21 protein-coding genes are annotated in these 26460 nt (G+C 53.1%); 11 read left to right on the plus strand and 10 right to left on the minus strand.

From position 1 onward, the window contains the following. Nucleotides 1-49 precede the first annotated feature (49 nt). Both RHH53_RS12890 and RHH53_RS12895 read left to right on the plus strand, forming a co-directional pair. A complete protein-coding gene (locus RHH53_RS12890; protein ID WP_302676864.1) occupies nt 50-1396 on the plus strand; it encodes an AAA family ATPase in 1347 nt (448 codons plus the stop codon). A 3-nt stretch (nt 1397-1399) separates the two neighbouring features. After that, nucleotides 1400-2182: a hypothetical protein gene (locus RHH53_RS12895; protein ID WP_302676865.1), complete on the plus strand. Its 783-nt coding sequence runs from the start codon at nt 1400-1402 to the stop codon at nt 2180-2182. Nucleotides 2183-2375: 193 nt separating this feature from the next. Here the strand turns inward: RHH53_RS12895 and RHH53_RS12900 are convergent, their stop codons facing one another. The 6 genes from RHH53_RS12900 to RHH53_RS12925 all read right to left on the minus strand — a co-directional run bounded on the left by RHH53_RS12900 (nt 2376) and on the right by RHH53_RS12925 (nt 10723). Continuing rightward, entirely contained in the window at nt 2376-2873 is a 498-nt protein-coding gene (locus RHH53_RS12900; RefSeq protein WP_310438646.1) for a chemotaxis protein CheW, read from the minus strand. Next, nucleotides 2866-5655, minus strand: a complete 2790-nt coding sequence (locus RHH53_RS12905; protein ID WP_310438647.1) for a hybrid sensor histidine kinase/response regulator — start codon at nt 5653-5655, stop codon at nt 2866-2868. The genes RHH53_RS12900 and RHH53_RS12905 overlap by 8 nt, the downstream gene beginning before the upstream one ends. Nucleotides 5656-5657: 2 nt before the next feature. After that, nucleotides 5658-8480 carry a methyl-accepting chemotaxis protein gene (locus tag RHH53_RS12910; protein WP_310438648.1) on the minus strand — a complete coding sequence of 941 codons (2823 nt, stop codon included), beginning with the start codon at nt 8478-8480 and terminating at the stop codon, nt 5658-5660. A gap of 33 nt (nt 8481-8513) precedes the next feature. Further along, nucleotides 8514-9056: a chemotaxis protein CheW gene (locus RHH53_RS12915; RefSeq protein ID WP_310438649.1), complete on the minus strand. Its 543-nt coding sequence runs from the start codon at nt 9054-9056 to the stop codon at nt 8514-8516. A gap of 2 nt (nt 9057-9058) precedes the next feature. After that, complete coding sequence (locus RHH53_RS12920; protein ID WP_206200491.1) at nt 9059-9421, minus strand: PleD family two-component system response regulator; 363 nt, start codon at nt 9419-9421, stop codon at nt 9059-9061. 66 nt (nt 9422-9487) lie between these two features. Then, nucleotides 9488-10723, minus strand: a complete 1236-nt coding sequence (locus RHH53_RS12925; RefSeq protein ID WP_310438650.1) for a response regulator — start codon at nt 10721-10723, stop codon at nt 9488-9490. A 268-nt stretch (nt 10724-10991) separates the two neighbouring features. On the opposite strand from RHH53_RS12925, the gene RHH53_RS12930 reads away from it, so the two are divergent. From RHH53_RS12930 to RHH53_RS12945, 4 genes are read left to right on the plus strand one after another with little or no spacing between them, the layout of a single operon-like run. Further along, complete coding sequence (locus RHH53_RS12930) at nt 10992-11735, plus strand: hypothetical protein (protein WP_310438651.1); 744 nt, start codon at nt 10992-10994, stop codon at nt 11733-11735. Between the two features lie 29 nt (nt 11736-11764). Continuing rightward, on the plus strand, nt 11765-12550 hold the full coding sequence (locus tag RHH53_RS12935; RefSeq protein ID WP_310438652.1) for a hypothetical protein: 786 nt from the start codon (nt 11765-11767) through the stop codon (nt 12548-12550). A gap of 29 nt (nt 12551-12579) precedes the next feature. Then, on the plus strand, nt 12580-13386 hold the full coding sequence (locus RHH53_RS12940; RefSeq protein ID WP_310438653.1) for a hypothetical protein: 807 nt from the start codon (nt 12580-12582) through the stop codon (nt 13384-13386). A gap of 29 nt (nt 13387-13415) precedes the next feature. After that, nucleotides 13416-14180 (plus strand): hypothetical protein, encoded by a 765-nt coding sequence (locus tag RHH53_RS12945; protein ID WP_310743881.1) that lies wholly within the window; start codon nt 13416-13418, stop codon nt 14178-14180. Between the two features lie 55 nt (nt 14181-14235). On the opposite strand, the gene RHH53_RS12950 is transcribed toward RHH53_RS12945, so the two are convergent. Then, nucleotides 14236-16011: an iron uptake porin gene (locus RHH53_RS12950; RefSeq protein WP_310438660.1), complete on the minus strand. Its 1776-nt coding sequence runs from the start codon at nt 16009-16011 to the stop codon at nt 14236-14238. Nucleotides 16012-16324: 313 nt separating this feature from the next. Between RHH53_RS12950 and RHH53_RS12955 the strand changes: the two genes are divergently transcribed. Next, on the plus strand, nt 16325-17008 hold the full coding sequence (locus RHH53_RS12955) for a hypothetical protein (RefSeq protein WP_310438661.1): 684 nt from the start codon (nt 16325-16327) through the stop codon (nt 17006-17008). 12 nt (nt 17009-17020) lie between these two features. Here the strand turns inward: RHH53_RS12955 and lipA are convergent, their stop codons facing one another. Continuing rightward, complete coding sequence (gene lipA / locus RHH53_RS12960) at nt 17021-17908, minus strand: lipoyl synthase (protein WP_310438662.1); 888 nt, start codon at nt 17906-17908, stop codon at nt 17021-17023. A 172-nt stretch (nt 17909-18080) separates the two neighbouring features. Between lipA and RHH53_RS12965 the strand changes: the two genes are divergently transcribed. The 4 genes from RHH53_RS12965 (at nt 18081) to RHH53_RS12980 (ending at nt 22953) form a co-directional block, all read left to right on the plus strand. Continuing rightward, on the plus strand, nt 18081-19049 hold the full coding sequence (locus RHH53_RS12965) for a protochlorophyllide reductase (protein ID WP_302678493.1): 969 nt from the start codon (nt 18081-18083) through the stop codon (nt 19047-19049). A 3-nt stretch (nt 19050-19052) separates the two neighbouring features. Continuing rightward, on the plus strand, nt 19053-19535 hold the full coding sequence (locus tag RHH53_RS12970) for a DUF3828 domain-containing protein (protein ID WP_302678494.1): 483 nt from the start codon (nt 19053-19055) through the stop codon (nt 19533-19535). A gap of 82 nt (nt 19536-19617) precedes the next feature. Then, nucleotides 19618-21060 carry an NADP-dependent phosphogluconate dehydrogenase gene (gene gndA / locus RHH53_RS12975; protein ID WP_310453812.1) on the plus strand — a complete coding sequence of 481 codons (1443 nt, stop codon included), beginning with the start codon at nt 19618-19620 and terminating at the stop codon, nt 21058-21060. A 78-nt stretch (nt 21061-21138) separates the two neighbouring features. Further along, entirely contained in the window at nt 21139-22953 is a 1815-nt protein-coding gene (locus RHH53_RS12980; RefSeq protein ID WP_310743882.1) for an ABC transporter ATP-binding protein, read from the plus strand. Here RHH53_RS12980 and glgB read toward each other — a convergent pair. Together glgB and RHH53_RS12990 are read right to left on the minus strand one after the other, a co-directional pair. After that, a complete protein-coding gene (gene glgB / locus RHH53_RS12985; RefSeq protein ID WP_302676882.1) occupies nt 22950-25250 on the minus strand; it encodes a 1,4-alpha-glucan branching enzyme in 2301 nt (766 codons plus the stop codon). The genes RHH53_RS12980 and glgB overlap by 4 nt on opposite strands. Before the next feature lie 83 nt (nt 25251-25333). Continuing rightward, on the minus strand, nt 25334-26425 hold the full coding sequence (locus tag RHH53_RS12990; RefSeq protein WP_315862935.1) for a quinone-dependent dihydroorotate dehydrogenase: 1092 nt from the start codon (nt 26423-26425) through the stop codon (nt 25334-25336). Nucleotides 26426-26460 lie beyond the last annotated feature (35 nt).

The raw sequence follows: 26460 nt of genomic DNA on the forward strand, positions 1-26460 counted from the left end.
AATTTTGTTGGATGTGCCTCTGAGCGCGCTCCCTGCATAGCGGCTTCCCATGGGCAATGAAGCAAATACGGAACAGAAAATTATCCTACCGTTACTCAAGCAGTGGGGCTATCAGTCTTCTGAGTATCAAGCCAAACCTCGAATTGGAAAGGGCTACCCTGATTTTTTGGTGACCTTACCGATGGCGGGCGATCGCCCCCTGAACTATCTGATCATTGAGGTGAAAACCCCAGTGCAGTCCCGGCTGACGGGTGGCCAGCAATTGAGGTACTACATGGAAGCAGCGCAGGCTGTTTTTGGGTTACTCACCAATGGCCGAGAATACCACCTTTTGTATCAAAATCCCCTTAGAGAACCACTTCAACCGGTGACATGTGCTTCAGGGATCCTCGATAAACAAACCATTCAGAAACTGACTAAAATTTTACACCGCTCTGCAGCCGCTGCTCTAGTGACTGCCTTAACCCAGCAAAGGCTCAAAGTCTATCATTATTTTGAAAAGGCACTTGCAAAGAGTTTTTCTATCTCCTCAACTGCTCCTCAGGAGTCACCCATGATCATTACCGTCTTTAATCACAAGGGGGGCGTTGGCAAAACAACGCTAACCCTCAATCTTGGTGCTGCCTTTGCCACGATGGGTAAGCGAGTTCTCTTGATTGATATTGACCCACAGTCCAACTTAACCATTGGCGTCGGCATTAACCCCCTCAAAGATGTAGAAGAGCAAGGCAAGAAGGATATTGCTGACCTATTGCTAGAGCCAAAGGTTGGCCTAGAAGATGTGGTCTATCAAAGAGCTTGGGGCAACCTACACCTTGACATTGTTCCCGCCCACATTCGCCTAGCTGACAAGGAACCCGCACTCATCAGCACGATTGATATTGATCGGGTATTACAACGAAAACTCAAAAATCATGGCTATGACATTGTGCTGATTGATCCACCACCCGCCTTTGGTAAAGTCAATGCCATTGCTTTGATGGCATCTGATGGGGTACTCATACCGACGCAATTTGCTCCCTACCCTATACGGGCAATAGAGTACGTTCTAGCCCGCCTTGAGGCCATGAGGGATGCCATGGAAACTCCGCCTCGACCCCTTGGAATCGCTGTGAGTATGTATAATCGTACAACATCGGCAGCTAACTATGAGATGAAAGAGAAGTTGTCGAATATTCTTGAAAAAGCAGCCAATGGAAGACAGACCGTGCAAATTCTACCCGAATCAACATGGATTGCACACCGAGTTGTGATGTTGCGAGCCACAGAGTCTCAGCAACCGATATTTAGTAGAAAATTTTATGAAGAATTAAATCGATCAGATAAAGAATCGATTGATGATTTAACGACTTCATTTGAAAATTTAGCTCGCTATCTTTTTACTCAGGCATCATAGAGTATGAGTCACTCCAATCGCATCTCGAAGCACCTCGGCTTACATCAGACACATCAGGGTCAGATTCATATTGATTATCTGACAATCCCAGAGACCTATCCCAAAGACTTATTCTCTGCTTCACCACAACTGATCCGTGAAGACTTAGACAAATATAAAACCAACCTCATCCCCCTCATTATTCGTCCAGTCACTACACCAGAAGGTGAGACAGCGTATGAAGTGGTCTTCGGCAAGGAGATAGTTGAATTTGCCCGTGAATTGGGTATCCATCAATTATGGGCATCAAGAATTGAGCTTGAAGATGAAGAAGTTCTAACCTTCCAAGAAAGATGCAAATCTATCTTGCAAATAAATTCTAAAGATGATGGCTCTTATTCACAAAAATCAGAGAGAAGTAACTTAGTTGATCAAGATTCCCAATCAGCTATGAAATTATTTTCTGAGTTACAGAAGAGCTTAAATGACCAAAATAAGGTTATTGTAAATTTTCTAGAAAAAATTTTCCAAGAATTGGATGATCTGAAAAGAAAATTTAGTGAATTGCAGCAGGATATCTCTAAAGAGACAAAGACTAATCCCAATCCACAAAAACAAAAATCTGTGCGCATCAACTCCTATAAAAGCGCTAAGAATCTTGCCAAGAGTGTTCCGAGGTTAGAGCTTAAAGAAGCTGAAAAAATTATTCAAGAAATTAAACAGGGTAGAAAATTTAAGTCTATTGATGAACTGAAGGCAATCGCACTATCAGGCCGTTGGGATGAAGTTAGCATCTCATTTGGGTAGAGCTTTCTGCAATACAGCCCTTGTAGTTGTTGGATAACCCGCGGAGGCATGCAGGGTCAAACTGTTCGATTGATGAGGTGATTCGCAAGTATTGTGCTGGATGATATCTCATTCTCTATTGGAATAGCTATAAAAGTCGGTTTCATACAGTGTACTCATGGCTGGTGCGCCTCCATCTAGGAATGCAGGCAGGTTATCGCGTTTTTAGGGTGTGCAGTACCTGCTCAATATCAACGATAAAGATCGGGGGTAGCTCCTGATCTTCTTGACTACTGACCATGAGGGAACTGACGTTGTGAATACTCCCCCAGTGGAGATAGTTAGTGGGAATAGGATGAATGGCATCCCGTGGAATGCGCTCAATCACGGGGGGGTCTATGAGGGGCAGGCCAAGCCATTCCCCTGCTAAGCGGGGCTGGAGAATGAGCAAAAATTTTAGCTTCTGGGTTTCTGAGGTTGAGAGGGGATCATCAAAGAGACAGCGGCCAATATCAATGACTAGAATTTCGTGATTTTCATAGGTGACAAGGCCAATCCCCCGCTGGTGGGGATCGCCATGAATAGGCGGTAAAGGAATGACCCGATAGGCCTGTGCCATGGGCACGGCAAACTGCTCTTGACGCACGATAAAGGTCAGGAACTGCTCTAAAACAACGGGTTGGCTTTGGCGGCGACGGCGGCTTTTAAGCATGGCGGATCAACTGATCAAGGGTGGCCAAGAGGTCACTTTCGCGGAAGGGTTTGCTAAAGTAGGCAGCTGCCCCTAGACGTTCTGCCAGTTGGCGATGTTTTTGACCGGTGCGGGAGGTGAGCATCATGACGGGGGTGTTTTGGCACTGGGGAATGCGGCGAATTTGAGTGAGGACACCAAAGCCATCGAGGCGGGGCATTTCAATGTCGCAGATAACAGCGTTGACGTGTAGCCCCCCTTGGAGTTTATCAATGGCTTCCTGACCATCTTTGGCCTGCTCAACCCGATAGCCGGCTTTTTCGAGGGTACTGGCGAGAAAACGCCGCACGTTTACTGAATCATCAACCACAAGGACGGTGTCTTGGCTAGGGGCAACGGGGCTAGCCACAGGGGCATGAGAACTCTCTTGTTCTGCCCAATTAAAGAGGGCAAGGGGATCGAGTAGGGGGACAATGCGGCCATTCCCTAAAATCGTGCAGCCACTAAAACCCTTGGGTAGGGCTAATTCACCTTCGACTTGGCGAATGGTGACTTCCTGCTCGCTCCAATAGCGATCGACCCGCAGGGCAAGGGCACTATCCCCTTGACTGACAATCATCAGGGTTGGTTCGTTAATCGTCGGTGCGCCCTCCATTTCCACGGGACGATAGGGGCGCTGAAAGTGGAAAATCTGGGTGAGGTCAATTACAGGAATGAGATAGCCTTCCCAGTCAATTAGGGTTGAGCCAAGGGTTTCGATGGGCGGGTAGCGATCGGCCAGCACCATTTCCTCGATTTCTTCGGTGGGTACCGCCAAGAGCATGCCAGCGGCCTCCACCAAGAGCACCCGTACCACTGAGAGGGTGTAGGGAATTGTAATTATAAATCGCGTGCCTTGGCCGGGGGTACTGTGGATCTGGATGTCCCCACGAATTTGCCGCAGATTGGTGCGCACTACATCCATGCCAACACCGCGCCCGGAGAGGCTGGTCACCTGTGAGGCCGTTGAAAAGCCCGGCTCAAAAATCAGTTGCCAAAGGTCGCGATCGCTCGCGGTTTCCAACCAGTCGCGGGCTAAGCCCAATCGCCGTGCCGTTTGCCGAATTTTCTCTGGATTTAGGCCTCGGCCATCATCCGCCACAGTAATAACGGTTTGGTTGCCGCGATAGGCCGCCTTTAGGGTAATGGTTCCCGCTGTGGGCTTACCAAGGGCTTGGCGTTCCTCTGCGGGTTCTATTCCGTGATCAAAGGCATTGCGGACAAGGTGCAAGAGGGGATCTGCCAACACACTCAACACCGTGCGGTCAATGAGAACGTGGCTGCCCTCAATCTCTAAGTTGACATTTTTACCATGCTCGCGACTCAATTCGCGGATTAGGCGAGGATAGCGGTTGGCCAGATCCGCAAAGGGGCGCATCCGCACTTGGGTAAACCGAGCTTGAAGTTGCTTGGCGGTGCGGTTGAGATCACGGCCAGTGCGTTCGGTGTCCTCTAGGCTCAATTCCAAATCGCTGGTGATTTCCTGCACTTGGACAATGGTTTCCATCACCTCTTGGGAGAGCAGATGCACATCGGTATAGCGATCGAACTCGAGAACATCGAAGCCATGCTGATTTTGGGGATTAAAGTGATGGGGGGCACTGACACGGTCATACTCTGTGCGCAGACGAAAGTTGGCACGCTCAAGGGCACGCACTTTTTGCTTGAGACCCACTAGCAGATCATGGAGGCGTTCCCGTTGTAAATCCAGACCATTACACTCAATGAGCAATTCCCCGATCAAATCACTCAGTTGATCCAACTGATGCCCCGGCACCCGCACGGTCATTTCCTTGGGTTCTTGGGGCTGGGGAGTTACTGGGGTGGTCTCAGCCTCTGGCGCAGGGGAAGGGGCTGCTGTAGGGGTGGGTGGGGGGGACAATAAATCACCTAAGGAGAAGGTCTCCACTTCAGCACTGGCAAAGTCCTCGACCCCTAATTCTTGATTGAGGTTGGCCAGCGGTAAATCAATAATGGTTTGATCCTCGTCCTCCTCTTCGTCATCGGTTTCCGGGATTTCCAAGCGCGTGGGCAGAGCGTCAAGTTGACCAGTGATCACAAGGGCTTGACAGCGTCGCCATTGCTGCACAATGTGGGCAGCCGCTGCGCTGACATCACAGTTGGGTTGCTCCAGATAGGCACTGACGGAGGCACAAAACTCAGCAAATTGAGGCAGTTCGAGCATTTGTCCGAGGCCTTCCAGTTCTTGGGCGGCGATCGCCAGCTCCTCTCTGAGGCAGGGTTGGCCGGGGGTGTCCAGAACAGTTTCCAAGCGTTGTAGGCAGGCTTCCACCTCGGTTTCAAAGAGAACCACCCGCATCTGCTGGCCATCATCGCCACTGAGGAGCGTCAAATCATCCTCCGCCGTGGGATCGCCCAAGCGTCCGTGCAACTCATTCAAAAGTGGCTCGACTTGGGTGCGCCACCAGCCCTCATTGGGGTTCACGCCTTGGCGATGGAGGGTAATAACTGCTTGCAGTTGATCCACTGCTTTGAGCAGGAGGTGTTGCACCTCGACATCGTCGCAGGGGCGCGATTTCAAGACCTTGAAGAAATCCTCAAGGCGATGCGCCAGTTCACTGAGGGACATAAAGCCCATCATCGCTGCCCCCCCTTTAATGGAGTGAGCCGCCCGCAGTACAGCATCAATCATCCCCGGCTGGTGGGAGAGTTCCAGTATCCCTGCTTCAATCGTTTGCAGGTAGTCCTGAGCCTCCTCGAGGAACTGGAGACGAATCGTTTCCTCAACGCCGGGTTCGGGCATGGTTATCCCTCAGCAGTCACCTTAAAGATGTTGACGGAGTTTTGGAGTTCTTGGGCCATGTCCACGGTGGCTTGCAGCGACTCAGAAATCTCTTTGGATGTGGCCGACATCCCCTCTGAGACCTTGGCAAAATCGCGCATCAACGTGTTCACCGTATTGGCGGTGCGGGCTTGGGAGACAGTAGCTTGGGAAATGGACTGCACCAACTCGTCAATGTGCTGCGACACCTGCACAATTTCTTGGAGATTCTGCTTGGTTACCTCCACAAGGCGGGTGCCTTCAACCACCTGAGCCGTACCTGTTTCCATGGCACTCACCACCTCATGGGTTTCCTGCTGAATTGTTTCTACGATGTGCTCAATTTCGCGAGTTGCCGCTGCCGATCGCGCCGCCAGTTCACCCACCTCTTCGGCAACCACAGCAAAGCCGCGGCCTTCTTCACCGGCACGAGCCGCCTCAATACTGGCATTGATGGCCAAGAGGTTGGTTTGTAGGGCAATTTGGTTAATCAGCGAAATCACCTTGGAAATCTGTTGCGAGGATTCGCCCAAGCGTTTCACCTTTTTGGCGGTTTCGGCCACGGTTTCCCGCAGGTAGAGAATGCTATCAACGGTGGCATCCATCGTTTCACCACTGATGACCGCTCGCTCTGAGGCTTTGCGCGCCACTGCTGCCGCCTCGTTGGCACTGTTGGCCACGGATTCAATCGAGCTGGCCATGGCTTCAACGGCATCTAGCATCCGATTTACTTTCTTGGCTTGCCGCAGCGATTCTTCCGCCAGCTCAGTCATGGCTGTCTCATCCGCCAAGAGGGCGGTGTTCACTTTTTCCGTGGTCGCTTTCACTTGCACCACCACATCCCGCAGACTCTCAATGAGGGAGTTGAAGATGTCGGCAACGGTACCAATTTCATCGGCGGTGATGTCGGCCCGTACCGTCAGATCCCCTTGGGAGGCTGCCTCGACTTCGGTGAGCAGGTTAATCAACTGCATTTGAATGCGTTCCGTACGCTGCTGTTGCTCTTGGGCAAGGCGTTCGGCCTCTTTTTGGGCAGCGGTGGTCTGCTCAAGGAATTTGCTGCGCTCAAGCACCAGTCCGGCTTGGTTGGCCAACTGGAGGAAAGCATCAATTTCGGGCTGCTGCCATTGGCGCGGCTCACTGCACTGGTGGGCAATTAAAAGCGCGACCAATTTTTTCTCCACCAACACGGGAACGACTAAGTTGGCTCGCACCTTCAACGGAGCAAGTTGTTTGAGGTGGCAGTCTGTCAGACCCGCATTGAGAATGTCTGCCGTGGCTTGCACGCGCCCTTTGGTGTAGGCATCAACCCAATTTTGACGGAAGCAGGGATCGTCAATCACCTGTTCGAGGGCTTGGGGCCAGCCGACGGCTACAGACTCGGCAACGACTTTGCCGACATAGTTCTCATCAAATTCATAGAAGATCACGCGATCGCACCCCAAAAGATGGCGCCCCTCATTGACCAGATTATCGAGAATTTGCTGGCGATCGCTCTGCTGGGTTAAATGGAAAATACTATCGCGCAATTGTTGTGCCCGCCGAGCCGCCTGTTGGGCTTCAGTGAGGGACTGTTCTAGCCGTTCAGCCATCTGGTTAATCGTGCGGTTGAGGGTTGCCAGTTCATCATCCCCCTCCACAGGCAGACGGGTTTGGAGATCCCCTTCACCAATTTTCGTCACCGCCTTGGTGGCTCGCAGCAGGGGTTGAATCTCGCGATCGCTGGCATAGATGGCAATTGCTGCCACCACAATGGCCGTGACCCCCACCCCTAACAGGAGGGTCCAAGTGAGGTTTCGCAGCGGTCTGAGCGCATAATCGCGATCCGTATCTAGGACAACCGCGGTAAACGGGTGGTTAGCACGGGCGTAGCTAGCAAACTGAAACTTGCCATCAGAGCGGCGTTGTTCAACCAGCGTGCCCACTGCGAGGTTGGTTTCCCACTGTTGACTGAGTTGGGGAAAGACTTCCGCCAAGGGTCGGCGCTGCAACTCTGGGATAGAGGCAGCCACGATTTTTCCCTGCGACCCTATCAGGTAAAAATTTTCATATTGGTTATGCTGATAGTCTCGCAAGGCCTCTTTAAGGCTACTTTTGGGTACCCGTAACCGCAGCACTGCCGTGATTTGCTGGTTTTGGGGATTGATCAGGGGCATTGCCAGAAACAGCCCGAAAGGACGGCTAGGGGCAGGCAGCGACAGCGTAGGCTCAAGCGTTAAAACCAAGCCCCGAGTTTGGATTGCCAGCTTAAAGTACTCGTGATTTTGGAGAATGTTGTTGGCTAGCTGGTTGCCTGCTGCAGATTGGGCAATGACAGTCCCTTGGCCATCGTTGGCAATGATGGCGGCACTGTCGAAACGAGCAGAGTTCTCAACAAACTCATTCAAAACCCCTTCCAGCTTGCGGCGATTCCGCTGCTGAAGTTCTGCAGTATAGTGCCTGTTTAAGAACAGACTGATAAGCCGTGCATCCCCTTGCCGGTCTTGCAGATACTCATTCAGCGCCCTTGCGGCATCCCCTACCTCCTGTTGTTCGAGTGAGATAACCTGCTCTATGAACTGTTGCCGTACCAGTTGATTGGCCACGAAGCCCACCCCCACCATGGGCAGTGTAGCCAAGACAACAGCATGGGTAATGAATTTTGGACGAAGACCCCAACCCCTGCGCCGTGGCGAAGGAGGCGGCAAGGGTTGTTCAGGGGATTTGCCGTTGGTGGTTGCTTTTTTCTCCTCTAGGGGAGGGAGTTGGTAGTTCAATACCGACGGTGGTAGAGGGGGAATATCAAGGGAGGGTTTGGCAGTGGTCATTGTTGGCACATCCTAACAGCATTAACAGCAGGGCTATCCGACATCAACAGCAAGAACACTTGAGCAAGACCTTTCGGCGATCGCTGCCCCATCAAGGATAAAGAACAACTCCTCTCCTAAGCGACAACAGCCTTTGAGGTAGGGAACCAGCGCCGCACTCACTGTACCCACAGGCGATTGAATGGCTCCCTCAGCAAGACGGACGATCCCCCGTACCTCCTTGAGCGCCAATCCTAGGTATCCCTTGGGGGTGTGCAGCAGCGCGATCGTCAACACCGAAATATCCGCATCCAGTGGCTCCAAGTTGAGCAAGTGGGCTAAATCCAGCACCCAAACAATGCGGTTACGAAAGTTCAGCAGTCCCATCACCACTGCGGCCATATTAGGAATCACCGTGAGCTGTTGCGGTGGGATCACCAACACCTGCTGAATCTCAGTCATCGGCAGCAATGCCGTTAATTGGTCGTGGATAACCAAACGCAAATAGGGCGCCCCTTGGGGGCGATCGCGTAGCGTACTCTTTGGGGAATCGCCCCGCCCTTCACCATGATTCAACCAAGGTGCTGCCCCAAGCATCGCTACACCACCACCGACTTCAGTGCCCGCAGGAGATCCTCACGGCTGAAGGGCTTCGTGACATAGGCATCTGCCCCCTGCTTCATTGCCCAAAGGCGGTCTAGCTCTTGGTTTTTCGACGTGCAGACAACAATGGGGAGCTTTTCTGTTTCCGGATTTTTCTTGAGACTGCGGCAAAGTTCAAATCCGCTCATCCCTGGCATCACCACATCCGTCACCACCACATCGGGCTTGTACTGCGTGACTTTTTCTAGAGCCTCCTTGGCATCGGTGGCTGCAATGACGGTATAGCCCGATTCCTGAAGAAGCGAGGTAATCAGTGCCATTTCCGAGGGGGTATCTTCCACCACTAAAACCGTCGTCATGTCATCTCCCAAATGTCAATTCAAATAATCGATTACTGTCAATATACTGCCCACAGGTTGCCTGTACTACGTCAAGTACTGAAACACCATTTTTAAGAGTTCCGCTTGGGTAAAGGGCTTGGTCATATAGTCCGTCGCTCCCACGAGGCGGGCTTTAGCGCGGTCAACGAGACCCGTGTTACCCGTGACCATAATGATCGGCACTGACTTAAAGCGTTCATGGTTGCGAATGACTTTACAAAACTTATAACCATCAATGTTGGGCATCCCCACGTCCAGCAGGATCAGATCTGGATTGAGGCGCATCACCTCCATCAGGGCTTTTACAGAATCATTGAGGGCAATGACTTCAAAGGCATCATCCGCCAAAAACCGCTTAATTTCATTGAGCATGGTCGGACTATCGTCAATGCAGATGATCCGATAGGTACGGTTTGGCACTTTTGAGGTAAAAAAGCCACTGCCCAAATCGCCACTCTCCTCTGTAACGGTAGGCGTGGTTTCCTGCCACAAACTGGCATCAAAACTGGGCAGCAAATCAAAGGGATGTTGCGGCTCACGAACGACTACGGCTCCTTTATCAATCAAGGGTAAGAGGCTACGCACCAAGGCAATTTCATTTTGGTTCATGAGCACGGCCAAGTGGCGGAAGCTAAACCCCCGCAACATCGACCCCAAGCGTTGCTGCTGCTCTGGGGTTAAATTGAGTTGCGCACCACTAAAGAAGTAGGGGCGCTGAAAAGGCGAGACAATTTTGTGGCCAAGGCTGAGCCACTGCTGAATTCGGGATTTGCACTGCTGAATCAGTCGGGTGGCGTCAAAGCGGCTGACAATTGGCACTTCAACATAGGGCACAAGTTGATGGTGACCGCTCTTGAGATATAAAAACGACTCTAGGACTTCAACGATTAGCCCCTCGACTAGACGGCTAAAGTGCTCTGGGGTAATGATGTCTTGAGTAAGCAACCAGCGCAGACTCTCATATTCATAGATCGGGGTGGGGGTGTTGGCCTGTTCCCATTGCTGTCGGACTTGGACACGTAACTCGCGATCCAAGGCGGAGACGTCCCAGCTCAGTTGCCGCAAATGGCGCTCAAAGCGATCGCCCGGTTCAATCGTGTGGGTAGCATAGACAATACTTCCCTGATCAAAGTAGAGAAACCACTGCTGCCCTTGAACGCTCACCCTGAAGCAACCTGTGCCTCCTGAAGTGCTGAGTTGCTGGAGTAATCGTTCTGGCTGAAGCGTTTCTGTAAACTGTGGTGTTCCCCCGCCACTAAAACCGCGATCTGATGTCATCATATTTAGCCTCCGAGCTGCTACCCCCACCGAAGTTTCGTCCTACTCCGGCAGCAACCAGCGATATTTGACAATAAAACCAATTGAGATGTTTTCCTCTCCTTAAAGTGAGAGATGTGCTTCAGAATACTGGTGTGTTGATTATACTAAGCGGTATCGGCGAAAAAATGAAAGAAAACTTCAGAAAAGTTAATGACCTTCACAAAGGATAGTAGACTACACCCCTTTTCTAAAAAATGACGATGCCTCTGCTTTTTTGCGACTGTTACCAATGACCTCTGCACTCGAAGAAAAACTACGGACAGCGTTCTCGCCAGAACAGGCGCACCTACTGGCGGAAGTAATTCGCGAGGCCTATGACGACTTGGTGAAGGCCAAAGACTTTAACGAACTAAAGGCGATTGTCGCGGATCTGGCGCAAGCCCAGAAGCGCACGGAAGAACGGGTGGATCAACTGACTCTCACTGTTGCAGAACTGGCTCAAGCCCAGAAGCGGACGGAAGAACGGGTGGATCAACTGACTCTCACTGTTGCAGAACTGGCACAAGCCCAGAAGCGCACTGAAGAACGAGTGGATCAACTGGCGGCAGCCCAAGAGCGCACCGAGAGAGCAGTGAAACAACTCGCACGCCAAGTGGGCGGCCTTAGTGAAGCCTTGGGTGGGTCGCTGGAAGACCTTGCCCTTGAGGTGGTGCCCGAGATTCTGGAATATCGCTGGGGCATGGAAATTGAGTTCTGTGACCGCGACACCCTCCCCCTGCGCAATGGGGAGTATGAATTTGATTTAGTGATTCGGGGTCAGGTGGCAGGGCGACCAATCTTGGTACTCGGGGAAGTGAAAAGTAACATCACTGAATCAGAGGTGGAGCGATTTTTAAATCTTGTCGCTCAGGTGGCAGCGCCCGAGGAGGTTCGCCCCCTCTTCTTTGGGTATCGCGTTGAGCGTGCAGCTAAAGCGTTGATTCGCGATCGCAACGCGGTAATGGTCACCACCCGCGGCAAGTACTTTCCCTAGGATGGGAATATGGCTAATCAACACTAGCAATGACCTTTGCACTCGAAGAAAAACTACGGGCAGCGTTCTCGCCAGAACAGGCGCACCTACTGGCGGAAGTGATCCGTGAGGCCTATGACGACTTGGTGAAGGCCAAAGACTTCAACGAACTAAAGGCGATTGTCGCGGATCTGGCGCAAGCCCAGAAGCGCACGGAAGAACGGGTAGAAGAACTCGCGGCAGCCCAGAAACGGACGGAAGAACGGGTAGAAGAACTGGCGGCAGCTCAGAAACGAACAGAGGAACGAGTTGAAGAACTCGCGGCAGCCCAGAAGCGGACGGAAGAACGGCTCGAAGAACTGGCGGCAGCTCAGAAACGAACAGAGGAACGAGTGGATCAACTGGCGGCAGCCCAAGAGCGCACCGAGAGAGCAGTGAAACAACTCGCACGCCAAGTGGGCGGCCTTAGTGAAGCCTTGGGTGGGTCGCTGGAAGACCTCGCCCTTGAGGTGGTGCCCGAGATTCTGGAATATCGCTGGGGCATGGAAATTGAGTTCTGTGACCGCGACACCCTCCCCCTGCGCAATGGGGAGTATGAATTTGATTTAGTGATTCGGGGTCAGGTGGCAGGGCGACCAATCTTGGTACTCGGGGAAGTGAAAAGTAACATCACCGAATCAGAGGTGGAGCGGTTTTTGAATCTAGTGGCTCAAGTGGCAGCGCCCGAGGAGATTCGTCCCCTCTTTTTTGGCTATCGCCTTGAGCGTGCAGCTAAAGCGTTGATTCGCGATCGCGACGCGGTAATGGTCACCACCCGCGGCAAGTACTTTCCCTAGAATGGGAATATGGCTAATCAGCACTAGCAATGACCTCTGCACTCGAAGAAAAACTACGGGCAGCGTTCTCGCCAGAACAAGCGCACCTACTGGCGGAAGTAATTCGCGAGGCCTATGACGACTTGGTGAAGGCCAAAGACTTCAACGAACTAAAGGCGATTGTCGCGGATCTGGCTCAAGCCCAGAAGCGCACGGAAGAACGGGTGGATCAACTGACTGTCACTGTTGCAGAACTCGCTCAAGCGCAGAAGCGGACGGAAGAACGGGTAGAAGAACTGGCGGCAGCTCAGAAGCGCACCGAAGAACGAGTTGAAGAACTCGCACAAGCTCAAAAACGGACAGAAGAACGGCTCGAAGAACTGGCGGCAGCTCAGAAACGAACAGAGGAACGAGTGGATCAACTGGCGGCAGCCCAAGAGCGCACCGAGAGAGCAGTGAAACAACTCGCACGCCAAGTGGGTGGACTCAGTGAAGCCTTGGGTGGGTCGCTGGAAGACCTTGCCCTTGAGGTGGTGCCAGAGATTCTGGAATATCGCTGGGGCATGGAAATTGAGTTCTGTGACCGCGACACCCTCCCCCTGCGCAATGGGGAGTATGAATTTGATTTAGTGATTCGGGGTCAGGTGGCAGGGCGACCAATCTTGGTACTCGGGGAAGTAAAAAGCAACATCACCGAATCAGAGGTGGAGCGGTTTTTGAATCTAGTGGCTCAGGTGGCAGCGCCCGAGGAGGTTCGTCCCCTCTTTTTTGGCTATCGCGTTGAGCGTGCAGCCAAGGCGTTGATTCGCGATCGCAACGCGGTAATGGTCACCACCCGCGGCAAGTACTTTCCCTAGAATGGGAATATGGCTAATCAACACTGACAATGACCTCTGCACTTGAAGAAAAGCTACGGACGGCATTCTCACCAGAACAGGCGCACCTACTGGCGGAAGTAATTCGCGAGGCCTATGACGACTTGGTGAAGGCCAAAGACTTTAACGAACTAAAGGCGATTGTCGCGGATCTGGCGCAAGCCCAGAAGCGCACGGAAGAACGGCTCGAAGAACTCGCGGCAGCTCAGAAGCGGACGGAAGAACGGGTGGATCAACTGACCGTTACCGTTGCAGAACTCGCTCAAGCGCAGAAGCGGACGGAAGAACGGCTCGAAGAACTGGCGGCAGCTCAGAAGCGCACCGAAGAACGAGTGGATCAACTGGCGGCAGCCCAAGAGCGCACCGAGAGAGCAGTGAAACAACTCGCACGCCAAGTGGGCGGCCTTAGTGAAGCCTTGGGTGGGTCGCTGGAAGACCTCGCCCTTGAGGTGGTGCCCGAGATTCTGGAATATCGCTGGGGCATGGAAATTGAGTTCTGTGACCGCGACACCCTCCCCCTGCGCAATGGGGAGTATGAATTTGATTTAGTGATTCGGGGTCAGGTGGCAGGGCGACCAATCTTGGTACTCGGGGAAGTGAAAAGTAACATCACCGAATCAGAGGTGGAGCGATTTTTGAATCTTGTCGCTCAGGTGGAAGCGCCCGAGGAGATTCGCCCCCTCTTCTTTGGCTATCGCGTTGAGCGTGCAGCCAAGGCGTTGATTCGCGATCGCGACGCGGTAATGGTCACCACCCGCGGTAAATACTTCCCGTAAAAAAATCCCCCTCCACAGGGGAGAGGGATCTAGGGTGAGGGCAAATTCACCCGCTCTAGAACGTGAACGTAGTCCGAATCACGCCTTGCAGAATCGGCTGACCAGAAATAACCCCACCCCCATTGGTATTGTTGGGGTTGATAATCGCTGTGAAGATAGGCGTGATGCTGATGTTGTCACTGATGGGGAATTTGTAAAAGGCCTCAATGTTGACCTGATTGGCATTGTTAATGAAAGCAAAACTAGGTGCACTGTTGATAAACGGCGCACCCGCCGCTGCCGCCAGTACTGAACCTGGCACCAACAAGTCTTTGTAGCCAATACCCGCCATAAAGTTATAGGCCATCATGCCAGCGGCAGGGAAACCAAAAATAGAAAACGGTAGGGGCGAAACATTGGGGAAGTAGCCATTGGGAATCCCTGCTACCCCTGCACGGCCAAAGATGCCCAAGCGACCCAGATTGAGCTCAAAGTTGATGCCCCCCGCTTGCGCCTCAATGCCATAGGTTTTGGAGTAGGTACCTTGAAGCTTCACCGCATAACTGTTGCGACCATTGCCAAAGGTGTTGGCATACTCCAACTCCAAGGAAGCTTGGTAGGGATCACCCGCAAACCCACCCCCCGGACTTGGAGGGGCAATGCCAGAATTAGCTCGTCCTGGCTCTGCCGCAAGATACAATGCCCGCACAGTAAAAGGACCTTCATTGGGGTTCCACTGGATAGCAACCCCTGCACCCCCTAGGTAGTTCATGGCGTAGGGCACAATGAAGGGGTTGTTGAGGAAGAAGTAAGTGCCAAAGTCACTAGCAGGAGAGTTCGCCCAGCTATTGGTGTCAATGATATCGCTCGGATAGAACCGTGTCCCTGCAGTAATGGTGATATCTTGGGTGGGCTTAAACGTATAGGCTAGGCGGTATAGCTCCACATTCGGACCAAAGTTCGACCAGTAGTACTGGCTGGGGCTAGCATAAGGAAAAGGTGCTGTGAAAATATCAGTTGTACCCGCTGGAGCTAAAGTTGAACTAGTTTGTAACCCAATACCGTAAGTACTAATGGCATCGCGACCGCCATTGCCCGTAGACAGGGTGGTTTGCAGCAAATCAGTGCCAGTAAAGCTGGTATTCAGGTTCAGCAGAACGCCAGCAATAACAGTCGGATTAGTACGACCAGATGCGAAAGATATGCCTCCAGCAGGACTCCGGGAGCCAAAAATGCTATTACTACTGGGGCGACCACCGTACTGCACCGACATCACCGCCGTACCCGTAAGCTTGGTCGTTGTCGAGAACTGAGTGGCTTCAAGGGCAGCGGTGCGGGCTTCGAGGTTGTCCACGCGACCGCGCAGGGTGGCGAGTTCAGCAGCGAACTCATCCATGAGTCTCTGAAGAGTGGCGAGGTCTTCTTTGGTGGCAAAGCGATCGCTAATCACATCGAGGCAGGCGTTCAATGCTGCTGCCATTTCATAACGGGTGGCGGCACGGTTGCCACGGAAGGTGCCATCAGGATAACCCGCGATACAGCCATACTTTTCAACCAAGGAGGCGAGGGCTTGGTAGGCCCAGTCGGTGGGACGCACGTCAGACAGCTGCGAGACAGAGGTCACCTGCCCCATGGATTCTTCGTTGGCCAGAAGCTGATTGACAGAGGTAATCGTGCTCGAAGCGTCTGCAATGGTGTTGGGGGCAGGCAATGCTTCAGAAACTTGGAGATTTTGTGGTTCAGCAGCAATTAGGTTTTCGAAGTTGGCGGGTTCATTCGCGGTAGCAATGTTAGCCCCTGCGACCACACCCAGTAGGCTCAAGCTACCTGCTAACAGGTACGTCTTTTTCACGATGTTACTCCTCACTCACGAGCGTCTGGGTTCGGCAGAGCGATCAATTCATTCTGCTGTCCCCTAGTACTTAGCTTACACAATATGGCTTAAATGTGTTGCAAGCCGATTATGCAAGTTCTAATAGATCCTAAGTGCTTCCCCTTTGATTTGTCAAATACTTTGTTTTGATTTGTTGACACTGGAATTTTATTCGTCTGGCTGGCGTGGTACGAGCTGCACACAAGGAGCCTTTCTGATAGAGGGGGTGGCAACCAGAGAAGTTCTGCTTGGTCGGTACAATAGAAAGTACAGCCAAGATTTCATAGATGCAATGACCTCTGTCCTCGAAGAAAAGCTGCGGGCGGCGTTTCCTCCCGAGCAGGCGCATCTGCTTGCAGAAGTCATCCATGAAGCCTACAACGATTTGGTGAAAGCAAGAGACTTCAATGAGCTGAAGTCCATCGTAGGCGAATTAGCTCAAGCCCAAAAACGCACTGAAGAGCAAGTTGAAGAACTCGCCCAAGCTCAAAAACGCACTGAAGAACGAGTGGATCAGCTAGCTGTTGCTGTTGCAGAACTGGCTGAAGCGCAAAAGCGCACTGAACGAGCCGTCAAACAACTCGCACGCCAAGTGGGCGGTCTCAGTGAAGCTCTCGGTGGGTCCCTAGAAGACCTTGCTCTGGAAGTGGTGCCCGAAATCCTAGAACATCGCTGGGGCATGGAAATCGAATTTTGTGAGCGGGATGTCCTGCCGCTGCGCAACGGCAGTGATGAGTTTGACTTAGTGATTCGCGGCCGCATAGAAGGACGACCAGTGTTAGTGCTAGGGGAAGTCAAAAGTAACATTACTGAATCAGAAGTGGAGCGTTTTTTGGATCTTGTGTCTCAAGTAGAGGCCAACGAGGAGATTCGCCCTCTGTTTTTTGGCTATCGCGTTGAGCGGGCAGCCAAGGCGTTGATTCGCGATCGCGGTGCGGCAATGGTCACCACAAGGGGCAAATACTTTCCTGATTGAATGAAGTACCCATCACGCTTCTTGGGTTGGCGCGGCATCTGCTGCATGGTAGGAGCTACGTACAAGAGGCCCCGATCGCACATGGGAAAAGCCGAGTTCGCGGGCAATCTTGCCCAAGGTGTTAAATTCTTCAGGTGTCCAATACTTGACCACAGGCAAATGACTCAACGAGGGGGGCAGGTATTGTCCCAAGGTCAGGCGATCGCACCCCACGGCTCGCAAATCTTTTAGAGTTTGAATCACCTCTGCTTCGGTTTCTCCCAAGCCCAACATCAAGCCCGACTTGGTGGGAAGGTGGGGATTCAGTTCCTTAACCGTGGCCAAGACCCGCAGTGAACTCTCATAGGTGGCACCCCGTCGCACCGGGCCTTGCAAGCGGCGTACAGTTTCGAGGTTGTGGTTGTAGCAGGCAGGCTGTGCCGCCACAATTTGGGCAATGCAGTCCCGTTGGGAGACTCGACCCCGATCCATGCGAAAGTCGGGGGTGAGGACTTCAATTTCAGTGCCGGGACAGCGTTGGCGAATCGCGTGCATGGTCGCAACAAATTGACCCGCCCCCTGATCGGGTAAGTCATCGCGAGCCACAGAGGTTAAAACCACATAGCGCAATCCCAAGGTAGCCACAGCAGCCGCAATTTTTGTCGGTTCCTCTGGATCAACGGCGGCGGGAGCGTGACCTTTCTCCACTTGGCAAAAGGCGCAGGCACGGGTACAGGTGGCACCCAAGAGTAAAAAAGTGGCGGTTTTTTGGGCATAGCATTCACCGCGATTGGGACAGCGCCCCTCTTCACAGATGGTGTGAATCCGATACTGGCGCACCAAGCGTTGCACGGTGGAGATCTCACTGGCTTTGCCAAGGGGTTTGCGCAGCCACGGCGGCAGGGGTTGGGAGATAGTCATAGAGTCGGGTTAATCCTGAAAATAGGGGAGAGGCGAGCTAGATACAAAACTTGATTAACTATCGAGTCTATTTATTAAGTAACTGTAAATGATCCCTAGGGGTGCGCCTAGGGGGCGATCGCTTCTATGGCAGGATCAATAGCGACGTTACCGCAGGTATGCCACAGAACCTATGAGTGATCAGCCACGCCCAACGGTCATTATTACGGGTGCATCCTCTGGAGTCGGATTGTATGCCACCAAAGCCTTAGCTAATCGGGGCTGGCACGTTGTTATGGCCTGCCGCAATCTTGAAAAAGCAGAGCAAGCCGCCAAAGACTTGCAGATTCCGCCGCAGGCCTACACGATTTTGCATTTGGACTTGTCCTCGTTGGCCAGTGTGCGCGGCTTTGTGGAGTCATTTCGGGCATTGAATCACCCCTTGCGTGCCCTTGTCTGCAATGCCGCTGTCTATTATCCCCTGCTCAAGGAACCGATCTACAGTGTGGATGGCTATGAAATCAGTGTGGCCACCAACCATTTGGGGCACTTTCTTTTGGCCAACCTCCTCCTCGATGATTTGAAGAAGTCTCCCGAAAGCGATAAGCGCTTGGTGATTCTCGGCACGGTGACGGCCAACCGCAAAGAACTCGGCGGCAAAATTCCCATTCCTGCTCCCCCCGATTTGGGTAACCTCGAAGGCTTTGAGAAGGGCTTCAAGAAACCCATCGCCATGATTAACGGCAAGCCCTTCAAGTCGGGCAAGGCCTATAAAGACAGCAAGCTCTGCAATATGCTCACGGTGCGGGAACTACATCGCCGCTTCCATGATTCGACGGGGATTGTCTTTAGCTCCTTGTATCCGGGCTGTGTGGCGGACACCCCCCTCTTTCGCAACCACTTTCCCCTCTTCCAGAAGCTCTTCCCCCTCTTCCAGAAAAACATCACGGGGGGCTATGTCAGTCAAGAACTAGCGGGTGAGCGCGTCGCAATGGTGGTGGCCGACCCAGAGTTTTGCCAGTCGGGGGTGCACTGGAGTTGGGGTAACCGCCAAAAAGAGGGCCGCAAAGCCTTTGTCCAAGAACTCTCGGCAGAGGGCAGTGATGAGCAAAAAGCGCGCCGCCTGTGGGAGTTGAGCGAAAAACTGGTGGGTTTGGCCTAGCCGATGCAGTGGTGGTTGCCCCTCGGCGTTAGTCTTGCCCTTGTCATCGAGACGGGGGCGATCGCCAGCTCAGCACCAGAAACAGTGGTGAGCCAATTTTATCAGTGGTGGGTGCGAAACCAAGATCAAGGCCGCCAACGGTTCTCTCAGCAGCGAGCAGCGTTTACGCCCGATCTATACCAGCAGTTGATGCAAGCCTTTCGCAAACAGCCACGGGATGGCGCTTGGCTAGACTTTGATCCCTTTTCCTTTACCCAAGTGAGTACTCAAGGGGTGAAAGTGCGCAACGTGCGGCGATCGCCCAATCATCCCCAAGTGGCGGAAGTGGATATTGAGGTTATGGTAGGTCTACGGGGGCGATCGGGAACGCCTGTGCCGATAAAAGTACTCCTGCGCCAAGGGAGCGATCGCTGGCAAATTGATAACCTGATCTACCTGAGCACGTGGGACAACCTGCGCTGTCTGCTGCGGGACATCAACCGCTAGTGAACCTTAACGTCTTCTTCCATTCCTCTGGCTGAGCTTGCCGCTATGGTGGAAGTGATCCTTGCCATTGCAGGACGGATGTATGTCACAGCAAGATTTTGGCGTCATTGGCCTCGCTGTCATGGGGGAAAACCTTGCCCTCAATGTGGAGCGAAATGGATTCTCCGTGGCGGTTTATAATCGCACCCCCGCCCGCACTGAAGCTTTCATGGCCGAACGAGCCGCCGGCCGTCGCTTCAAGGCCACCTATCGTCTTGAGGAATTTGTGGCGTCGCTGTCGCGTCCCCGCCGCATTTTGGCGATGGTCAAAGCCGGCAAACCCGTGGATGACCTGATCCAGCAACTCAAGCCACTCCTTGAACCGGGAGACATCCTCATTGATGGGGGCAACTCCCTCTACACGGATACCGAACGCCGCGTTGCTGAAATGGAGGCGGCAGGACTCTGCTTCTTTGGTATGGGGGTCAGCGGTGGTGAAGAAGGTGCCCTCAATGGTCCGAGTCTCATGCCCGGTGGCAGTCGGGAGGCCTATCAAGCCCTCGAACCCATTCTCACCAAAATTGCAGCGCAAGTGGATGATGGCCCCTGTGTCACCTACATTGGGCCGGGGGGATCGGGGCACTTTGTCAAGATGGTGCACAATGGCATTGAGTATGGTGATATGCAACTCATTGCCGAAGCCTATGACCTGCTGAAAAACCTCCTTGGCCTCAATCACCAGCAACTTCATGAGGTTTTCAAAAGTTGGAATGAGACCCCCGAACTCAACTCATTTTTGATTGAAATTACTAGCCAGATTTTCACCTATATTGACCCAGAAACCCATTTGCCCCTTGTGGATGTGATTGTGGATGCGGCAGGTCAAAAGGGAACCGGTCGCTGGACGGTGGAAAGTGCCCTTGAAATGGGGGTGGCCATTCCAACGATTACCGCTGCCGTGAATGCCCGCATCATGTCCTCCATCAAAGCCGAACGGATGGCGGCTGCCCAAGTCCTCCCCGGCCCTGCGGCTCACTTTAGCGGCAATAGGCAAGAATTCATTGACAAAATTCGCGATGCCCTCTACTGCTCAAAGATTTGCTCCTATGCCCAAGGGATGGCGCTGATTGCCAAAGGCTCCCAAGAACTCTTTGATAATCAACTAAACCTTGGCGAGATTGCCCGCATCTGGAAAGGGGGCTGCATTATTCGCGCTGGCTTCCTGAATAAGATCAAGCAGGCCTACAGCGAAAATCCGCAACTGGCCAATCTGCTGCTGGCGCCGGAGTTTCGGCAAACCATCCTCGATAAACAGGCGGCGTGGCGGGAGGTGTTGGTGGAGGCGACCCGTGCTGGGATTGCTGTGCCCGCCTTTGGCGCGTCCTTGGAGTACTTCGATAGCTATCGGCGCGATCGCCTGCCGCAAAATCTCACCCAAGCACAGCGGGATTTCTTTGGTGCCCATACCTACGAGCGGATCGATAAACCGGGAACCTTCCATACGGAGTGGGTACCGATTCAGGAGGCAGGAAAAGCATCCGTTTAAGAGGTAGGCAGTAGCGTTGGCGGCGTTGTTCCCCAAGGGGGCAATTCTTTAGCCTATCTTAAGAATTAGGCGAGTGATTTGCTTGCCCGCGATCATCCTGCACTTTGGGGAGGCCAAGAAGCCTTGCATCCGTTTTTACGACTGCTGCACCACAGCCAACGCTACCAACGCCAAGTGGGGCTTGCCTCCCTCTACTCTATCCTCAATAAAATTTTTGATCTCGCTCCCCCCGTTCTGATTGGGATTGCTGTGGATCTGGTGGTGAAGCGGCAGGATTCCCTCTTCGCCCGCTGGGGGCTGGTGACCTTTGAGCAGCAACTGTTGGCCTTGGCCGGCCTATCATTTGTGATCTGGAGCTTGGAATCCCTCTTTGAGTATGCCTATGCCCGCAGTTGGCGCAACCTAGCCCAGCAGATTCAACACGACCTGCGCCTTGAGACCTATGCCCATGTCCAAGAGATGGATTTGGCGTTTTTTGAAGAACGCAGCAGTGGGGTGTTGCTCTCGATTCTCAATGATGACATTAACCAACTCGAGCGCTTTTTGGATGGCGGTGCCAACGAGGTGTTGCAAGTCACAACCACCGTCTTAGTGATTGGTGGGATTTTCTTTTATTTGGCGCCCAATGTGGCGATCTGGGGGATGCTGCCGATGCCCTTTATTCTCTGGGGATCCGTCATCTTTCAGCGGCGACTCGCCCCTCGTTATGCCGATGTGCGGGAAAAGGCGGGACGCCTCAACGAACGCTTGGCTAACAATATCTCAGGTATTCAAACGATCAAGAGCTTTACTGCCGAGGCTTACGAATTGGAGCGCCTGCGCTGGGATAGTGAAGCCTACCAACAGAGTAATCGCCGCGCCATTCGCCTCAGTGCTGCCTATATTCCCCTGATTCGCTTTGTGATCCTCTTTGGCTTTACGGGAACGTTGGTGCTGGGTGGCTTTGCCGCTTTTCAGGGGCGCTTGGATGTGGGCGCCTACAGCACGATGGTCTATCTGATTCAACGCTTGCTCTGGCCCTTGACCCGTTTGGGGGAAACACTGGATCAGTATCAGCGAGCCATGGCCTCAACGCAGCGGGTGCTGAATTTGCTGGAAACGCCGATCGCGATTTGTACGGGCGATCGCCCCCTTGATCCGCGCCATGTCAAAGGAGAGGTGCGCTTTGAATGCGTTAGCTTTGCCTACGCGGGTCGGGCGCCGGTGCTAAAAAATGTCAGCTTGCACGTGCCTGCAGGTCAGACGATCGCCATTGTCGGCTCCACGGGATCCGGCAAAAGTACCCTTGTGAAATTGTTACTGCGGTTCTATGAGGTGCAAGAAGGGCGCATTCTCATTGATGGGGTGGATATTCGCGAGTATCGGCTGCGGGACTTGCGCCGTGCCATTGGTTGGGTGAGTCAGGATGTCTTTCTCTTCCATGGCAGCGTCTTTGAGAACATTGCCTATGGCAGCCCCCAGGCCACCCTAGCAGACGTTGTGCATGCTGCAAAATTGGCGGAAGCCCATGACTTTATCGAGCAACTGCCCCAAGGTTACGACACGGTGGTCGGCGAACGGGGGCAAAAACTCTCCGGCGGTCAGCGGCAGCGGCTGGCGATCGCCCGCGCCCTGCTCAAAGATCCACCGATTCTAGTGCTCGATGAAGCCACCTCCGCCGTGGATAACGAAACCGAAGCCGCCATCCAGCGATCGCTAGCCCACATTACCGCCCATCGCACCACCATTGCCATTGCCCACCGCCTCTCGACGATTCGCCACGCCGACTGCATTTACGTTCTAGAGCAGGGCGACATTGTTGAACAGGGGACACACGAAGCACTCTTGGCGCAGCAGGGCGTCTATTACGGCCTCTGGCAAGTCCAGGCCGGCCAGCTCCTCCCTGAAGGTTAGGGTGTGAGGTTATAGCGTGCCCGCTCAGCGGCTGTTTTCTCGCGATCCAGTTTCAAGATCAGCACTGCCAAGGGGGGCAAGCAGAGATCAAGGGAGTAGCGGCGGTTGTGGTAAGGCCACTCATCCGCCCATTTACCGCCCAAGTTACCCATGTTGCTACCGCCATACTCGCGGGCATCACTGTTAAACAATTCACTATAGAAGCCATGCTCCGGCACGCCAATGCGGTAGTGGCTGTGGGGCTGTGGTGTAAAGTTACAGACGACAACCACAAAATCTTGGTAGTCCTTATCCCAGCGGATAAAGGACACAACGCTATGGCGGTTATCGCTACAGTCAATCCACTCAAAGCCCTCCTGTTTGAAATCTTGGGTGTAGAGGGCAGGTTGTGAACGGTAGAGGCGATTGAGATCCTCAAAGAAGCGTTTGGTTTGCTGGTGGGGTTCGTATTGCAGCAGGTGCCACTCTAAATCGCTCCAGACATTCCACTCGCTCCATTGGGCAAACTCCATCCCCATGAACATTGTTTTCTTGCCGGGGTGAGTGAACATGTAGGCAAATAAACAGCGCAGATTGGCGAATTTCTGCCAGCGATCGCCCGGCATTTTGCCAATGATGTGACTCTTGCCGTGCACCACCTCATCATGGGAGAGCGCCAGCATGAAGTTCTCGCTGTGGTGATACCACATACTGAAGGTGACATTGTTTTGGTGGAACTGGCGGAACCAAGGATCCATGCTGAAGTAGTCCAGAATATCGTGCATCCAACCCATATTCCACTTCAGGTTGAAGCCCAATCCCCCCATGTAGGTCGGCCAAGAGACCATCGGCCAGGCCGTTGACTCCTCCGCGATCGAGAGAATTCCCGGAAAGTAGCTAAAGATCACATGGTTGACTTGGCGCAGGAAGTTGGCCGCCTCTAAATTTTCCCGTCCGCCGTATTCATTGGGTACCCACTCACCCTCCTTGCGGGCATAGTCAAGATAGAGCATCGAGGCCACGGCATCCACGCGAATACCGTCAATGTGGTACTTGTCAAACCAAAAGAGAGCATTGGCCACCAGAAAATTGCGCACTTCGTGGCGACCATAGTTAAAGACAAGGGTGCCCCATTCCTTGTGTTCGCCCTTGCGCGGATCCGCGTGTTCGTAGAGGTGGGTGCCATCAAAGAAGGCGAGGCCGTGGCCATCCTTGGGAAAGTGCCCCGGTACCCAATCCACAATCACACCAATACCGTTTTGGTGGCACTGATCCACGAAATACATAAAGTCCTGGGGACTGCCATGGCGAGAGGTGGGGGCGTAGTAGCCAGTGACTTGATAACCCCAAGAGCCATCGAAGGGATGCTCAGCAACGGGCAAGAGTTCAATGTGGGTGTAGCCCAATTCCTTGACGTAGGGAATGAGTTTGGCCGCCAATTCGCGATAGGTGAGAAAGCGTGCCCAGGGCTTGAGTTCTGCCACCTGTACGGGTTCTTGGGGTTGGCCATCAGCACCAATAGGGGGGTCTTCCATTGAGGCGTGGAGCCACGATCCTAAATGCACCTCAAAGACGGAAATCGGCTGCGTCAGGGGGTCGGTGTGGCGCCGTTTTTCTAGCCAGTCGTTATCGCCCCATTCGTAGCTGTTGAGGTCGGTGACAATAGAGGCGGTCTTGGGACGCGGTTCTTGGTAAAAGCCGTAGGGATCTGATTTTTCGTAGATGTGGCCGTCTTGGTTCTTAATTTCGTACTTATAGTGCTCGCCCACACCCAAGCCGGGGATAAAGAGTTCCCAGATGCCATTGCCGCGCCGTGCCATTTGGTGTTTGCGGCCATCCCAGTGGTTAAAGTTGCCAATGACAGAGACATTGCGGGCATTGGGTGCCCAGACGGCAAAATACACCCCTGCAACGCCATCGACTGTGAGCAGGTGTGCCCCGAGTTTTTCATAGATGCGGTGGTGATTGCCCTCGGCAAAGAGATGAATATCAAAATCCGTCAGCTTTGAGGAGCGGAAGGCATAGGGATCGTAGATCACCCGCTCGTGGCCATTTTCATAAATTTTCAGTTGATAATTATTCAGTTCCGGCAGAGGAATGCGGCATTCAAAAAAGTGGGGGTGGTGCACTGGCGTCATCGGATATTCTTGCCGCTGCTCTGGACAGAGGACACTCACCCGTTCGGCATTGGGTAAATAGGCGCGTACCGCCCACATGGATTGGCCATTCTCACTGATCTGGTGACATCCCAAAATTTCAAAGGGATCGTGGTGCTGGTTGGAAACAATGCGGTCAATCTGTTCGGGCGAAACGGTCATATTTTTATACTTTCGTAAAATATAGAGACAATACTATAGAAAAGTTAACAGTTAGAATGCTCCCCTTGACAAGGGCACAGACGCTATTTCTCTGGCTTCTCTTGATCGGTGGCGTGGGCTAAGAGTCCTTGGAGTAGCTCTCGCAATAGGCTCGGTCCTTGGTAAATCCAACCGGTGTAGAGTTGCACCAGTGTTGCACCGGCTGCTAGTTTTTCGATCACATCCTCTGGCGTGAAAATCCCCCCCACCCCAATAATCGGCAGAGTGCCTTGGGTCTCTTTGTGGATAAAGCGAATCACGGCGGTAGCGCGATCGCGCAAAGGGGCACCACTGAGACCTCCCGCCTCGTCCGCCGGCGATCGCCCCGTCTGCGGAATCATCTGGGTTTTTAGCCCCTCCCGTGCCACTGTGGTATTGGTGGCCACAATGCCGGCGAGTTCATAGGTTTGAATCAGATCAAGAATTGCCGCAATCTGCTCCCAACTCAAATCGGGGGCAATTTTCAGAAGCAGGGGCTTGCGGGGGTGATTGGCGGTTTGTAGCGTCTCCAAAATGGGTTCTAGTTGTTCCTTGGCTTGCAGATCCCGTAACCCCGGTGTGTTGGGAGAACTCACATTAATCACGAAATAATCGCCAAGGGGATACAGGCGGCGAAAACTGGCTAAGTAATCCTCTTTTGCAGCTTCCAAAGGGGTGATTTTTGACTTGCCCAAATTGATACCGATGGGAATCGTTGGCGGGGGCGATCGCTCCAAAAGGGCGGCCATGGCCTCTGCGCCGGCATTATTAAACCCCATGCGATTAATCGCCGCGCGATCGGCTGTTAGGCGAAAGAGGCGCGGACGCGGATTTCCCGGTTGTGGCTGCCAAGTGACGGTGCCCAACTCCGCAAAGCCAAAGCCAAAGGCCGACCAGACACTGCGGGCGACACCATTCTTATCAAACCCTGCCGCCAAACCAATGGGATTGGGAAAGCGTAGTCCCCACATTTGCCGCTCTAAACGGGGATCTGAAAGGGCATAGCGTTGCTGAAGTTGCTGCCGCAGCCAAGTGCTCAGGGCACGATCCTGATTAAGCCACCCACAGAGGGAGATAAACTGCTGGTGCAGAAATTCTGGATCCGCCTGCAACCCAGAAAAAAGAAGTGGCCGCAGCAGGTGCCGATAAGGATCAATGGCCATTCAGACTGCCATTCCCCCACCTAAAGGGT

Source organism: Thermosynechococcus sp. PKX82 (assembly GCF_031583255.1).
Taxonomy (GTDB): Bacteria; Cyanobacteriota; Cyanobacteriia; order Thermosynechococcales; family Thermosynechococcaceae; genus Thermosynechococcus.

Coding starts and splice junctions, on each gene's coding strand:
- RHH53_RS12890 (WP_302676864.1), top strand. CDS start 50: ATGGGCAATGAAGCAAATACGGAACAGAAAATTATCCTACCGTTACTC.
- RHH53_RS12895 (WP_302676865.1), top strand. CDS start 1,400: ATGAGTCACTCCAATCGCATCTCGAAGCACCTCGGCTTACATCAGACA.
- RHH53_RS12900 (WP_310438646.1), bottom strand. CDS start 2,873: ATGCTTAAAAGCCGCCGTCGCCGCCAAAGCCAACCCGTTGTTTTAGAG.
- RHH53_RS12905 (WP_310438647.1), bottom strand. CDS start 5,655: ATGCCCGAACCCGGCGTTGAGGAAACGATTCGTCTCCAGTTCCTCGAG.
- RHH53_RS12910 (WP_310438648.1), bottom strand. CDS start 8,480: ATGACCACTGCCAAACCCTCCCTTGATATTCCCCCTCTACCACCGTCG.
- RHH53_RS12915 (WP_310438649.1), bottom strand. CDS start 9,056: ATGCTTGGGGCAGCACCTTGGTTGAATCATGGTGAAGGGCGGGGCGAT.
- RHH53_RS12920 (WP_206200491.1), bottom strand. CDS start 9,421: ATGACGACGGTTTTAGTGGTGGAAGATACCCCCTCGGAAATGGCACTG.
- RHH53_RS12925 (WP_310438650.1), bottom strand. CDS start 10,723: ATGATGACATCAGATCGCGGTTTTAGTGGCGGGGGAACACCACAGTTT.
- RHH53_RS12930 (WP_310438651.1), top strand. CDS start 10,992: ATGACCTCTGCACTCGAAGAAAAACTACGGACAGCGTTCTCGCCAGAA.
- RHH53_RS12935 (WP_310438652.1), top strand. CDS start 11,765: ATGACCTTTGCACTCGAAGAAAAACTACGGGCAGCGTTCTCGCCAGAA.
- RHH53_RS12940 (WP_310438653.1), top strand. CDS start 12,580: ATGACCTCTGCACTCGAAGAAAAACTACGGGCAGCGTTCTCGCCAGAA.
- RHH53_RS12945 (WP_310743881.1), top strand. CDS start 13,416: ATGACCTCTGCACTTGAAGAAAAGCTACGGACGGCATTCTCACCAGAA.
- RHH53_RS12955 (WP_310438661.1), top strand. CDS start 16,325: ATGACCTCTGTCCTCGAAGAAAAGCTGCGGGCGGCGTTTCCTCCCGAG.
- lipA (WP_310438662.1), bottom strand. CDS start 17,908: ATGACTATCTCCCAACCCCTGCCGCCGTGGCTGCGCAAACCCCTTGGC.
- RHH53_RS12965 (WP_302678493.1), top strand. CDS start 18,081: ATGAGTGATCAGCCACGCCCAACGGTCATTATTACGGGTGCATCCTCT.
- RHH53_RS12970 (WP_302678494.1), top strand. CDS start 19,053: ATGCAGTGGTGGTTGCCCCTCGGCGTTAGTCTTGCCCTTGTCATCGAG.
- gndA (WP_310453812.1), top strand. CDS start 19,618: ATGTCACAGCAAGATTTTGGCGTCATTGGCCTCGCTGTCATGGGGGAA.
- glgB (WP_302676882.1), bottom strand. CDS start 25,250: ATGACCGTTTCGCCCGAACAGATTGACCGCATTGTTTCCAACCAGCAC.